This window comes from Dyella flava (genome assembly GCF_016904955.1).
In the GTDB taxonomy this organism is placed as follows: domain Bacteria; phylum Pseudomonadota; class Gammaproteobacteria; order Xanthomonadales; family Rhodanobacteraceae; genus Dyella_B; species Dyella_B flava.
Genome location: NZ_JADIKE010000038.1, coordinates 1 through 13,561, shown reverse-complemented (window position 1 = coordinate 13,561; position 13,561 = coordinate 1). Strand labels below are relative to the sequence as shown.

Sequence of the window (13,561 nt, the reverse complement as noted above, 5' to 3'; positions counted from 1 at the left end):
CAGCGCGTCGTCTTAAAAAAGTAGCCTATGCAACAACGCCGTGGCTCAAGCGGTGAAAGCGTAATGCGTTGAACGAAACCCCTGTGGATCTGCACACGTTACCGCTGGCAAGCCTGGCGGTAACACTACGCGTGGCCGAACGCACTGCTACGGTGCGGCATGTCTGCCGCACAGCACGGCTTAGTGCACGGCCAAGATGGCCAACACCGCCACCTCGACCATTTCCGCCAGAGCCCCGGCCGTATCACCCGTCGTGCCGCCCAACCGTTTCATGCAGGCTGCTCGCCACAGACCGAACACGGCCGCGGCCACCGCCAAGGCAATCACGCCGTGCCAACGACCAAGCAGGCAGAACCCGGCACTCATCGCAATAGCGACCGCGCAAGCATTACGCGGGGCGCCGGATAAGTCCGCGCCCAGACCGCCGCTACGCACATAGGGGGTGGTGAGAAACAACGCGGTCAAGCTCGCCCGCGCCAGCAATGGCGCCAGAATCAATTCGGACCAGGGTGCCGGATGCAGGCTGGCGATGGCCGCGAATTTCAGCAATACGGCCAACACCAGGGCCAGCACCCCGGCGGGCCCGGAACGGGGATCCTTCATGATCGCCAGGGTCTTTTCGCGATCGCCCATTCCGCCAATCCAGGCATCCGCGCTATCGGCCAGGCCGTCCAGATGCAGTGCGCCGGTCAACACCACCCACACCAACACCACCAGGCCGGCCGTCAACAGCGGGGGTGTATCGCGCAGCAGCCAGGCCAGCGCCCCCAGCAACAAGCCGATCAACAGACCCACCAGCGGATACCAGACCAGCGATGAGGCTTTGGCGCGCGCATCGTCAAACGCGCCCATCGGCACGGGCAATCGCGTGAGAAAACCGATCGCGACCAGCAAACTACGCATCAGCTGGTCACCGCACTACGCCACGGCAGGCCATGCAAGGAGGCATGCGGCACGTCGATGCCGGCCATGTCCCCGTAGCTTCGTTGTTCAACCAGACAGCGCAGCAAACGAATCGCGCCTCCATGAGTCACCACCAATACACGTTGGTTTTCCGCCTGCGCGGCAATGTCGTCCAGTGCAGCACTTAACCGATCGCGAAAAGCTTCGAAAGTTTCAGCACCCGGCGGAGGAAACGCTACCGGGTCAGCCCAGAAACGGGCCAGTGCGTCGCCCTGCTCCTGCGCGATCTGCTCGATCGGCATGCCCTGCCACTGCCCGAAATGGTACTCGGCCAGCCGCGCGTCAAGACGTAGTGGCAGTTGGCGCGCCTGTGCGAGTTCCCGGGCAAACGCCGCGCAGCGTTGCAGGCTGGACGAGACAATGCAGTCCCAGACACGCCCTTCCACCGCCGCACGCAATTGCGCCCAGCCCTGCTCGCTCAAGGCATCGTCAAGCTGGCCGCGATAGCTGCGCTGACCGGTATCGCCATGCCGCAGGAGTTCGATCTTGAAGAGCCCGCCCGGGGTCATGATGTCGATACACCTGCCTGTTCGAACGTTGCCATGCCGTTATGCAGCGCACATGCTAGCCGCAACAAGGGTACGGCCGTGGCGGCGCCGCTGGCTTCGCCCAGACGAAGGCCCAGATCGAGCACCGGCTCGGCATTCAACGCCTGCAGCAGCCGCGCATGACCGTGCTCCTTTGAGCGATGCGCGAACAGCAACCATGGACGCACATCGGGGTTGATCATGACCGCCGCCAAGGCTGCCGTCGTGGTGATAAACCCATCCACCAGCACCGGCAGCCCGGTTTGCGCGGCAGCGATGTATGCACCAACGAGCGCGGCAATTTCAAAACCACCCAGGCAGCGCAGCTGCTCCAGGGCCGTCGTGGCGCCGGCGTGCTGCGCCAGGGCGCGTTCCAGCACGCTCACTTTGTGACGGATGCCTTCGGCGTTGAGACCCGTGCCCGCACCGGCCAGCACCGACGGCGGTTCATCGAGCAGCGCGCTCGCCACGGCCGCTGCCGACGTAGTGTTGGCAATGCCCATTTCGCCACCGATGAACAACTGCGCACCGGCAGCCTTCGCGGACCGCGCGCTTTCTGCGCCCACGGATAGCGCCGCATCAAACTGTGCAACCGTCATCGCGGGAGCAAGACAGAAATTGGCCGTGGAGGGCGCAATGATGGCGCGGCGTACGCCGGGAATCTCGCCAGGATCATTGACCGTGCCCAGGTTCACCACGTCCAGAGTCGCCGCCAGACTGCGCGCCAACACGCTGATCGCTGCGCCGCCGGTGGCGAAGTTGCGCACCATCTCACCGGTCACCACTTGCGGAAAGGCCGACACGCCCTCATCGGCGACACCATGATCGCCGGCAAACACGCTGATCCACACGCGCTCCACCGCCGGCCGCGGCGTGTGTTGCAAGGATGCCAACTGGATGGCCAGCGCCTCCAGCATGCCGAGCGAGCCCGGCGGCTTGGTCAATTGCAGTTGATGCGCACGCGCCGCCTCGGCGAGTGCCGTATCAGGTTGAGCACAAGGTGCAGAAAGCCAATCGAGACTCATGACATGGTTCCCTTCAAAACAACTGGTAGTCCTGCTGCGACGAACAACACCCGTTCGCTCACCGCGGCGACAGATTGATGCAGGCGTCCGGCTTCATCGACGAAGCGGCGCGTCAGCGCTCCCATCGGCACGATGCCCAGGCCGACTTCGTTGCTGACCAGCACGATCTGGCCAGGCAAATGCGGTAATACCTCAAGCAAAGCCTGCCGTTCGCGCTCGAAACGTCCGGGATCGGCATCGCCGAGCAGATTACTCAACCAAAGTGTCAGGCAATCGACCAGGATGCAGCGCTCGGCGCGGGCATGCTCGCGCAAGACCTCCGCAAGATGCACCGGCTCCTCCACGCAACGCCATTGTGCAGAACGGCGTGCGCGATGATGTGCAATACGCGCTGCCATCTCTTCGTCACCCGCCTGCGCCGTGGCGACATAGATCTGTTCGTATCCGCTGTCGTCGGCGAAGCGTTCGGCCAAGGCGCTTTTGCCGGAGCGGGCGCCGCCGAGGATCAGGGTACGCATGCGGTCATTCCGAGTAATTGCTCCAGCTTGGCGGTGTCCAGATGGGCTTCGAGCGCATCGGCAAGCCGATCGATACTGGCCTCGCGCAGCGTATGGACGTTGATCGTCTGCGCGTTGCGCAAGCCAGCCCAGTGCAACAAGGCATGGAGTGCTTGTGGATCGTCAAACACGCCGTGCAGGTAGGTGCCGATGATCTGTCCATCCGCCGATAGTGCGCCATCGCTGCGACCGCCGTCGAGCTGTGCGAACGGCTGCGCCAGCGCCGGGCCGTAACTCACGCCGCAGTGGATTTCATAACCATGCACGTGGGCATCGGCAAAGCTCAGATGGCCGCGTGCGCGATGCAGTTGCTTGCCCATTTCCAGCGTTGTTTCCAGCTCCAGCCAGCCCAGCGCCACGCTGGATCCCGGCTCACTCTCGATGCCCAGCGGGTCGTGTATGGTGCGTCCCAGCATCTGCAAACCGCCGCAGATGCCGATCAGCTTGCCGCCGTAGCGCAGGTGTTTCGCGATCGCCCTATCCCAGCCCTGTGCCCGCAGCCAGGCAAGATCGGCGCGTGTGGATTTGGAGCCAGGCAAGACGATCAGATCACAGGCGGGCGGAGCCTCCCCTGGCCCCACGATATGCAGATCGACCTGTGGATGCGCACGCAAGGCATCGAAATCGGTGTGATTGCTGATGCGCGGCAAGGCCGGCACCGCCACTCGCAGCTGGGCATCGGGTTTGTGATCCCGCCCGCGCGGCAGCGCATCTTCGGCTTCGAGATACAAGCCATGCAGATACGGCAGAACACCGAGCACGGGCTTGCCGGTCTCACGTTGCAACCAATCGAGCCCTGGTTGCAGCAAGGCAAGATCACCGCGAAAACGATTGATCACGAAACCCGCAATGCGTGCCTGCTCGCTCGGCGACAACAGCGCCAGCGTACCGACCAGATGCGCGAACACCCCGCCGCGATCGATATCCGCCACCAGGATCACCGGGCAATCCACCGCCTCGGCATACCCCATGTTGGCGATATCGCGATCACGCAGATTGATTTCCGCCGGACTTCCCGCGCCTTCGACAATGACTGCATCGTAGGCATGGGTCAGACGCTGGTGTGAAGCCATCACCGCATCGAAGGCACGCCGTTTGTAAGCGTGATAATCGCGCGCGTCCATATCCGCCACGGGATGCCCGTGCACGATGACCTGCGCGCCGATATCGCTATTGGGCTTGAGCAATACCGGATTGAAATCCACCTGGGGCTCGATTCCACAGGCCTGCGCCTGCACGGCCTGCGCCCGGCCGATTTCGCCGCCGTCTGCAGTAACCGCCGAATTCAACGCCATGTTTTGCGGTTTGAAAGGTGCCACGCGCACACCGCGCCGATGTGCCCAGCGGCACAAGGCCGTGACCAAGGCGCTCTTGCCGGCATCGGAGGTGCAACCTTGCACCATCAATACACGTGCGGTCATGACGCTATCTCGCTTAGTGCGTTATCCAGCCGCATGAACGCCGCATCATCGGGAAGCAGGCCGAAACGCAAGCTGGGCGGTGTATCGAACAGCCTCGTCAGAATGCCGCGTCTGGCCAGTGCGCGATGCAGCGCGGATGCCTGCTCGAAACGGCACCACTGAAACAGACCACAGCCTGCTGTGGGAGCCCGTCCATGCTTGCTCAACAAGCCGGCCAGACGCCGGCTGGCCATGACCAGACGCGGGCGCGCGGATGCCTGCCACGTACGATCGCCCAACGCCTGCCGCACTACGTAACGCGTCGGTCCGCTCAGCGTCCAGGGCCCAAGCTTCTCCTGCAGGGCCTCGAGCAGCGGCGCCGCGGCACAGACAAAGCCTGCACGCGCACCCGCCAGACCAAAAAACTTTCCTACTGAACGCAACACGATCAGCCCTTCGCGATCGGAGTAACGGCACAGGCTTTCTTCCGGTGTGACATCCATAAAGGCCTCATCGACCAGCAACCAGCCGCCGCGCGCCGCCAATTGGGCATGCATGCGCAGCAGCTCCTGCAACGGAAAGCGTTCACCGCCCGGGTTGTTGGGATGGATCAACACCAGCACATCCCATCGATCCAGGTCTTGCAGCAAGACATCGGCCGCCAGACACGTTACTGCATGACCTGCACGTTGCCAGGCTTGCGTGTGTTCAGCGTAACCGGGCGCGATGATTCCCACCCGTGATGGACCACGCAACCGCGGCAAGGCCTGAATCGCCGCTTGCGAACCGGCCACTGGCAGCAATTGGGGCGCTTCGTAATACGCGCGCGCCACGTCGATCAAACCATCATCGTCTTCCGGCAAGCGCTGCCACACCGAGGGCGGCACAGCCGCTACCGGCCAGCCGAATGGACTGATGCCGGTGGAAAGATCCAGCCATTGTTCGAGCGGAATGCCGTACTCGCGCGCCGCACGCTGCAAACGACCGCCATGTTCAAGCATGCGCGCCACCGTGAAAAACCAAGCCGAGCAGCAAGGCCACCATCAGCCAGATCAGCACGCCGTCAAGCACCATGCGCAAGGCGCACACAATCGAAGCGGCACTCGGCGGATCGCCCTCACCCAGTTCCGGACGTGGTTCCCACACCCCGTGATACGGCGCCGGTCCACCCAGACGTACGCCTAAAGCACCGGCACCGGCCGCCATCACCGGGCCGGCATTGGGACTGTCCCATTGCGGCGCCTGGGTGCGCCAGCACCGCCACGCCGCGCTGAATCGGCCGCCGCAGATGGCGTAGGTCAGCGCGGCGAGCCGCGCGGGCAGGAAATTCAGTACATCGTCGATGCGTGCCGCAGCCCAGCCGAAGTTTTCATAGCGCGGCGTGCGATAGCCCCACATCGCGTCGAGGGTGTTGGACAGCCGGTACAACAACGCGCCCGGCGCACCCAGCACAGCAAACCAGAACAACGCGCCGAACACCGCGTCGTTACCGTTTTCCAGTACCGATTCGGTCGCGGCGGCCGCTACCTGGCGGTGATTCAACACGGCGGTGTCACGGCTGACCATGCGGCCGACCGCGCGACGTGCAGCGTCCAGATCATCGTCCTCAAGCGCGGTCGCAACCGGTCGCGCATGCTCGCCCAGACTGCGCCATCCCAGCGCCAGATAAAGCATCGCTACCGCGATACTCCACGACGCCCAGGATGGCATCAGCCGCTGGACACTGCACAACACCATCACCAGCGGCAACACGGCGAGCGACCATGCCAGGACGCCCGCCACTCGGCTATCCGCATACGCGCGCTGCTCGATCCACTTGGCAAGATGCCCAAAGCCGATCAATGGATGCGCACGGCGCGGCTCGCCCAGCCAGGCATCCAGCAATACCGCGGCAAGCATGGCCAAAGCGGTGCTCACGGCAGAAACAGCCTTATCGCGGCGAGTGGATTCGATGGGAAATAGAAATGCACGAAGCTCGCCGTGAGCCGGCCTTGGCGGTAGACCGCTTCTTTACAGGGTCCACCATTGGGATTGGTCGCATGCGCCAGCGGCTCGGCGTCGATCCAGGCATGTGCGTAGTGAAAGGTGTGTCCGCGCAAATCGCCTTCGGGCATCGCAACGCCCTGCAAACCCAGCGCCGCCAGACGCGCTTGCAATACCGCGCGGCCTGGTAACAAGCCGGACATCGGCGCTTCGTATCCGTCGCGATCGGCCAGCGAATCCAGCGCAAATAACAGACCGCCGCATTCGGCCAGGATCGGCTTATTTGCATCGCGATGCACGCGCAAAGCCGCATGCAAGCCTTGCTGTTTGGACAGCGTATCCAGATGCAATTCGGGATAACCGCCGGGCAACCACACCGCGTCGCAATCCGGCAAGGCTTCGCCTGCCAGCGGCGAGAAGAAGCGTAAGTCCGCGCCGGCTTCGTTCAACACATCGATGTTGGCTTGATACAGAAAGCAAAATGCGGCGTCCCGCGCGACCGCGATGCGCTGCCCACGCAACAGCGGAGGCACGGGATCGCTGGATGACGCGCTGAACCCAACCGGTTGCGGCAAAGCCGTCGCGGCGTGTTGCGCCCAGGCATCGGCAAGCGCATCAAGGCGCTTGTCGATGTCGGCCAGTTCGGCGGCGGCAACCAAGCCGAGATGACGTTCCGGCAACGCCAGTGCTGCATCGCGTGGCAGTGCGCCGAGCCATTGCAGCGAGGGCGGCAGGCTCTCTTTCAACAGTTGCGCGTGATAGGCGCTGCCGATGCGATTGGCCGCCACACCGTACATCGGCAAGTCCGAGCGATAGGCAGCCAGACCGCACGCCAGCGCACCGAAGGTCTGCGCCATCGCGGAACCGTCGATCACCGCCATCACCGGCACGCCAAGGCGTTGCGCAAGATCCGCGCTCGATGGGTCACCATCAAACAAGCCCATCACGCCTTCCACCAGGATCAGGTCGGCGCTGCCCGCTGCTTCGTGCAAGCGCGCAAGCACGTCGGCTTCGCCGCACATCCACAGATCAAGTTGATAGGCCGGCGTGCCAGCGGCGCGCTCAAGCACCATCGGGTCGAGAAAATCCGGCCCGGTCTTGAAGACCCGAACGCGGCGTCCCTGGCGTGCATGCCAGCGTGCCAGTGCGGCGGTTACCGAGGTTTTGCCTTGGCCTGATGCCGGAGCAGAGATCAGCAACGCCGGGCAGTGATGTGTTTTGGAAGCCGTCACGCTGTCCCCGATGCCATTTCGCGCATCACTCCCTTTGCCGTTCGGGGAGTCAGAATACTGCTCACAACTCGACACCCTTCTGCGCCTTGATGCCAGCCTCGAAGGCATGCTTCACCATCCGCATCTCGGTGACCGTATCGGCCACGGCGATCAATCCATCCGGCGCGCCGCGTCCGGTGATCACCACATGCTGCCGTGGCGGGCGAGCGGTTACCGCCGCCAGAACCTGCTCGAGCTGCACGTATTGCTTCACCAGCGCAATGTTGAGCTCATCCAGCAGCACGAAGTCGTACGCCGGATCGGCCAGCATGCGCGCAGCAACCGCCCATGCAGCCTGCGCCGCGGCGATATCGCGCGCCTTGTCCTGGGTTTCCCAGGTGAAACCTTCGCCCATGACGTGGTAGTCGAGCAGCTCACCGGCGAAGTGGCGGAAAAAGGCTTCTTCGCCGGTCGAGAACGTGCCCTTGATGAACTGCACCACGCCGCATTTGAAGCCGTGTCCAAGCGAACGGGCCAGCATGCCGAAGCCGGACGAGCTCTTGCCCTTGCCGTTGCCGGTATTCACCACGAGCACGCCGCGATCGATGGTGGCGCGGGCGATCTTGCGATCGATCAGTTCCTTTTTGCGCTGCATGCGTTCGCGATGACGCTCTTCCGGCGTCATGCCATCACGCGAACCCTGCTCGCTCATGCGCGCACCTGCGCGGTGGCTTCGCGATGGATCAAGCGCTGCAGACCTGCATGGAGCAGCAGCGCCACCACGACGTAGCCACAGGTCGTGCGCACAAACAATGGACCCCACTGCCACAGGCGTTGCAGATATTCAGCCATGTGCGGCTGCGCATAGCGGCCGCCGAGCCAGTAGAAGGAGCCGTTGGAAATGGCAAACGACAACGCCGCGCATACCGTGGCCACCACGAATGCGCCCAGCAGAGAACGCATGCTGTCAGTGAGTTCACGCGTATAGAGGCGGCCGCCATACCAGAGCGCGGCATAGGCAAGCGGCAGGAACGCATAGGCTGCGGTGACGCAAAAATCGCTGACGCCAGCGTAGTGAATCGATAGGTAATCGAGCAGAACCGCCAGCAACACGAAGAACACGAAGACTGCATGCCGGCGCAGGTACAGACCGCCGAGGAAGAACACCGCCATCGAGGCATCCGGCAAATGCAAGGCGTCGCCGAAATGCTTGAAGCGAGTGGTGACCATCAACAAGGTCAGCAACACCCACACGCCGATGGCGATCGATCGGGACAAAGGCTTCATCGCAGCAACTCTCCTTCACACGGTGGCACACAGGCCTGGGGGGACTTGTGAAGGAACTCGGCACCGACACCCATGCAGCAGCGGTCCCGACCTGGCCCTCCGCCGTCCGGTTATCGCCTGGGCCGGTCTCCGGGCTCGCGAGCGAAGGTTTCAGACCTTCCGATCCCCGCCTTCCCATGCCCAGGCACAGTGGCGATGTGGGGATCGCGTTGCTCGCTGACCGTTGCGGGGGCAGCTCCGGAATGGCCGTGCAAGATTGAACGGCGTCACCGGATTCCCGTTTCAACGACCGGCACTGCGCCGACCGTCACCTCAGGCCCCGGCATCTTAGTGCCTGCCCTCGGGCGCGCCTAGGGATGCTCTGATCAATTCTGCGTAGGCGGCATGATGTCCAGAAGGCTCGCAGGGTGTGTTGCGCGGCGCCGGGAAGACTGGCTGTCTTGCCAAGACGCGCGGCACAGCCTGCGTGCTTTCTGGGCATCACCCCGTCACTATTTAAATTCAATACGTTGGGGCCAGCTCTGTCCGTCCGCATGCCTTCCTCGCTCCTCAAAGCCGGGTACATCCTTGTACCCTCCCCGCGTGCACCGACGGTCCTGCGGCCTGCGAACGGACAGAGCCGGTGACGCCTACGCAGAATTGATCAGAGCATCCCTAGTCCGAGGGGGCAGCGCGGTGAATGAACCTGCGCCTCGCCATGTCACTGGCCGTCAGCAGCCGACACCCGATCGCAGGCAAGCCAGCAACTATTTGTTCGACATGGATATTCCTATTCGGACTTTTAGACGCCTAAACATCCGTTCCGGCCGGATCCGATTGTCACTAACCTGAAATTGTTGCGCAGCAGCAATTAACACGTCAGGGGAAGCCCGTAATGAAGCAAGACCGGAATCGTTCCAACCAGCACAAGGCAAGACCGCTCGCCGCCGCCGTACTGCTCGCATTCGCCGCCACGGCCGCCGCACAAGACAGCACGCAAAACCCTCCTCCCGCCACGTCCAACAACGCCAAGAATTTGCAGGCGGTGATCGTCACCGGCACCCGCACACAGAACCGCACCGACAGCAGTTCGCTGTCGCCGATCGACGTGGTGCCGGCCTCGGCGCTGCAAAGCACCGGCACCAACGAGCTGGCCACGGCCCTCGCCCGCCTGATTCCATCGCTCAACTTCCCGCGTCCCGCCGCGACCGATACTACTGACTCACAGCGTCCCGCCCAGTTGCGCGGCTTGTCGCCGGATGAAGTGCTGGTGCTGGTCGATGGCAAGCGCTGGCACACCAGCGCGCTGATCAACACCGACGGCACCATCGGCCGCGGTTCGGCGCCGGTGGATCTGAACACCATTCCGCTCTCGGCGATCGACCACATTGAAGTGCTGCGCGACGGCGCATCCGCGCAATACGGCTCCGACGCCATCGCCGGTGTGATCAATATCATCCTCAAGCACGGTGCGCAGGGCGGCTCGGTGGAACTGGACGGCGGCCGCTACCAGCGCGGTGGCGGACAGCAGTGGCAGGGCTCGGCCAACTTCGGCATTCCGCTCAACGGCGACAAGGGTTGGCTGCGCATCAGCCTGGACGACGGTCATCAGGATCCGACCAATCACGGCGGTGTGGATGTGCGCTATCCGCAACTGGGCGAGAAGCAGGTGTTCGGCGATCCATCGATCAGCCAGCACAACGTGTTTCTGAACGCGCAATACGACATCAGCAAGAACGTGCAGTTCTACGCATACGGCAGCTATCACGAGCGCGATGCGATTTCCGACGAGCTGTATCGCAATCCATACGGGTATCCGTCGGCGGTGTCGTCGTTGCTGACCGCGCTCTATCCGGACGGCTATCAGCCGCTGCTGCAATCCCGCAGCACCGATCAGGCGTTGGTAGCCGGTGTGCGTGGCACCACGGAAAGCGGCTGGCGTTGGGATGTGAGTGCCAATTACGGCGGCAACCGGGTCTCGCTCGACACGATTCACTCTGCCAACTACGCCTTCCTGAATGATTTTGGCTATACGCCGACCAGTTTCTTCGACGGCATTGTGTCATCCGCTCAGCAGGCCGCGGATGTGGATATCGCCAAGGATTTCTCGGTCGGCTGGCTGCCTAATCCGCTAACACTGGCCTTCGGCGCGGAATACCTGCGCGAAACCTATAGCATCAGCGCGGGTGATCCGAGCTCGTATTACGTCGGCACTTCGGGCGTAAGCGGCGGCGCGCAAGGCTTCAGTGGCTATAGCCCAGTGAGCACCGGCGCCTGGAGCCGCAGCGATATCGCGCAGTACGTGAGCCTGGAAACCAATCTCACCGACAAGCTCGGCACCTCGATTGCGGTACGCCATGAGGAATACAACGACTTCGGCAACACCGTCTCCGGTGCATTGGCGGCCCGTTACGACTTCACCGACCGCTTTGCACTGCGCGCCAGCGCCTCGACCGGTTTCCGCGCACCGTCGCTGGCCCAGGAAGATTATTCGCAGATCGGCTCGCTCTACCTCACCCCGAGCAGCGCCGGCCCCGGCATCGCGCCCGGCATCTACCAGACCGGCCTGCTGCCGGTGAGCAATCCGGTGGCGCAGCTGCTGGGCGCGCAGGCGTTGCGGCCGGAGAAATCGCACAACTACACCATCGGCGCGGTGTTCAATCCGATCGATCCGCTGACGCTGACCTTCGATATCTATCAGATCCAGATCTTCAACCGCATCGTGCTATCGAGCACGCTCAGCGGACTGAACGATCCGGCGGTGGTGAACTACCTGGCCGCCAATGGCATCACCAATGTGGCCTACACCTCGGCGCAGTACTTCACCAATGCGGTCAATACCCGCACCCAAGGCGGCGATCTGGTCACCAGCTACCACGCCGACTTCGGCAATGACGGCGTGCTCGACAGCACGCTGAGCTACAACTACAACCGCACCCTGGTTTACGGCATCGCGCCCAATCCGGAGCAGTTGCAGGCGCTGGGACTGGAACTCGAACGCGTGAGCTATCGCGACATTCATGGCCTGCTGGCCAACTCCACGCCGCGCAGCAAGCTGATCTTCAACGAGAACTACACACTCGGCCGCTGGGTGTTCAACGGCAACCTGACCCGTTATGGCAGCTTCACCGCGTACAGCAACGAGTCCTACCTGCTCAACCAGATCTACAGTCCGCAGTGGGTGCTGGATCTGGCCGGCAGCTACAACCTCGGCAACTGGACCTTCACGCTTGGCGTGGACAATGCCAGCAACAGCTATCCGGACAAGGTGATCGCCGCGAACAACAACGACGGGACGATTCCTTACTCAGAATTTTCACCCGACGGCTTCAATGGGCGTTACTATTACACCAAAGTGATCTATCACTGGTGATTCAACAAGCCCACTGCCAACCTCTTGCGATGCGTCGCATCCGAATCCCGGCCTCCGCCGGGATTTTTTTTGCGCACATCGCCTAATGTATGCCGTAGCCCACCGCCGCGAAGAAAAAGGGCGCGGTGTCCACCGCGCCCTTCATGCCTTATGCCTAGTGCAAAGAAAAGTGGCCGCTTTCCGCACCGGCCACGGTGGCGTCGCCGCCCGCAGGCCGCCCTTCCTGGATGTCCCTGGCCGCCGGATTTCCCTGCCACGGCGGGACCCGTCGGAATCCCACGCCCATTACGCGAACACCGCAGCCTTGACCGGCACTCTGACTGGAATGACGGTAATGCCTCACAAAGATTAAGGCATGTCGCCTACATTGTAGAACGTTCCACGCTGATGATTTTCCGGCGCTTTCGTTATCTGCTTCATCCTCATCCCAGCCAGAGCCCATTTGTCCTAACGGACCGCTCATCGAAACCCGGGGGTACGCGCAGACCGATGCGGGCATTCACCCATGCTGGATCAGCCGGAAACAAATACAACACGCGGGAGTGGCATTGCAATGCGCGTTTTTTATCACATCGTCGAAGAAGACCTGCTTGACAACGGACATGGCAGCCAGGTCATCGGAGGATCGCCCGAATGCAAGATCGAAGGCCCCGACGGAAGGATGCGTGGCCAGACCTTCCTCGGGCATCGCGCTTATTGCGGCGTATGCAAAAGCGCCGGCGACATTGTGCCCGGGCCAGGCACGCCGGGTCACGACTTGCGCATGTACGACGCAACCCTCAAGGCGCTTGAAGCCGTGGAAGGGGATATCGTTCTGTGCCACTGCGATCGTCCGCCGAAGCTGGTCGCTATCCACGGGCGGAAGTCGTACATCGAGGATTACAGCCACACCAGCGACGTAGAGGCTGGACCTGTCCTCGCTGCGTTCGACACGGCGGGTGCAACGTCCAACGCGCAACCGTCTACCGACCCGCAGCCGTATCGCGACAAGAGCAAGACCACCGAACGTCGCTGCACGCTGCGCATCGGCGTGTTCTTCGACGGCACCCGCAACAACGCCGGCAATACCGAGCTGTTTACGCATTGCCAGGCGTCCACCGGCAGTGCGCTGGGGCAGAGCCCGCAGGAGCAGGCGGCGATTGCCGAGCACTGCAAGCGATATATGGCAGACGCCGAGAGCAGTTATGGCGGGGGATATACCAATGTGTGGCGGCTGTACAACCTATATCGGGATAGCCGGGAAGAGTCCTTCGGTG

At 62.8% G+C, this 13,561-nt stretch carries 12 protein-coding genes and 1 riboswitch; of the genes, 2 read left to right on the top strand and 10 right to left on the bottom strand.

The window, feature by feature from the left end; all coding sequences use genetic code 11:
- Positions 1-180: 180 nt before the first annotated feature.
- The 10 genes from ISP19_RS15770 to ISP19_RS15725 all read right to left on the bottom strand — a co-directional run bounded on the left by ISP19_RS15770 (position 181) and on the right by ISP19_RS15725 (position 8,953).
- A complete protein-coding gene (locus tag ISP19_RS15770) occupies positions 181-903 on the bottom strand; it encodes an adenosylcobinamide-GDP ribazoletransferase (RefSeq protein WP_379946097.1) in 723 nt (240 codons plus the stop codon).
- Complete coding sequence (locus ISP19_RS15765) at positions 903-1,472, bottom strand: histidine phosphatase family protein (protein WP_204683378.1); 570 nt, start codon at positions 1,470-1,472, stop codon at positions 903-905. The genes ISP19_RS15770 and ISP19_RS15765 overlap by 1 nt, the downstream gene beginning before the upstream one ends.
- Positions 1,469-2,515 (bottom strand): nicotinate-nucleotide--dimethylbenzimidazole phosphoribosyltransferase, encoded by a 1,047-nt coding sequence (gene cobT, locus ISP19_RS15760; protein ID WP_204683377.1) that lies wholly within the window; start codon positions 2,513-2,515, stop codon positions 1,469-1,471. Before cobT ends, ISP19_RS15765 begins: the two co-directional genes overlap by 4 nt.
- Positions 2,512-3,033, bottom strand: coding sequence for a bifunctional adenosylcobinamide kinase/adenosylcobinamide-phosphate guanylyltransferase (cobU, locus tag ISP19_RS15755; protein ID WP_204683376.1), 522 nt, complete (start codon positions 3,031-3,033; stop codon positions 2,512-2,514). Before cobU ends, cobT begins: the two co-directional genes overlap by 4 nt.
- On the bottom strand, positions 3,021-4,493 hold the full coding sequence (locus ISP19_RS15750) for a cobyric acid synthase (protein WP_204683375.1): 1,473 nt from the start codon (positions 4,491-4,493) through the stop codon (positions 3,021-3,023). Before ISP19_RS15750 ends, cobU begins: the two co-directional genes overlap by 13 nt.
- The gene (gene cobD / locus ISP19_RS15745) at positions 4,490-5,473 is read right to left on the bottom strand and encodes a threonine-phosphate decarboxylase CobD (RefSeq protein ID WP_204683374.1); all 984 of its coding nucleotides are present in this window, start codon (positions 5,471-5,473) and stop codon (positions 4,490-4,492) included. The genes ISP19_RS15750 and cobD overlap by 4 nt, the downstream gene beginning before the upstream one ends.
- Positions 5,466-6,371 carry an adenosylcobinamide-phosphate synthase CbiB gene (gene cbiB, locus ISP19_RS15740; protein WP_239556907.1) on the bottom strand — a complete coding sequence of 302 codons (906 nt, stop codon included), beginning with the start codon at positions 6,369-6,371 and terminating at the stop codon, positions 5,466-5,468. Before cbiB ends, cobD begins: the two co-directional genes overlap by 8 nt.
- Positions 6,372-6,385: 14 nt before the next feature.
- On the bottom strand, positions 6,386-7,687 hold the full coding sequence (locus ISP19_RS15735; RefSeq protein ID WP_284384753.1) for a cobyrinic acid a,c-diamide synthase CobB: 1,302 nt from the start codon (positions 7,685-7,687) through the stop codon (positions 6,386-6,388).
- A gap of 61 nt (positions 7,688-7,748) precedes the next feature.
- Positions 7,749-8,351, bottom strand: a complete 603-nt coding sequence (gene cobO, locus ISP19_RS15730) for a cob(I)yrinic acid a,c-diamide adenosyltransferase (RefSeq protein ID WP_204683842.1) — start codon at positions 8,349-8,351, stop codon at positions 7,749-7,751.
- Between the two features lie 23 nt (positions 8,352-8,374).
- Complete coding sequence (locus ISP19_RS15725; protein ID WP_204683371.1) at positions 8,375-8,953, bottom strand: hypothetical protein; 579 nt, start codon at positions 8,951-8,953, stop codon at positions 8,375-8,377.
- A gap of 103 nt (positions 8,954-9,056) precedes the next feature.
- A riboswitch (cobalamin riboswitch) is annotated at positions 9,057-9,284 on the bottom strand.
- Positions 9,285-9,827: 543 nt separating this feature from the next.
- Here ISP19_RS15725 and ISP19_RS15720 point away from each other — a divergent pair.
- Together ISP19_RS15720 and ISP19_RS15715 are read left to right on the top strand one after the other, a co-directional pair.
- Positions 9,828-12,305: a TonB-dependent receptor plug domain-containing protein gene (locus ISP19_RS15720; RefSeq protein ID WP_204683370.1), complete on the top strand. Its 2,478-nt coding sequence runs from the start codon at positions 9,828-9,830 to the stop codon at positions 12,303-12,305.
- Positions 12,306-12,858: 553 nt separating this feature from the next.
- Positions 12,859-13,561 (top strand): PAAR domain-containing protein (locus ISP19_RS15715; protein WP_484482087.1); only part of this gene is annotated, 703 nt, incomplete at its 3' end.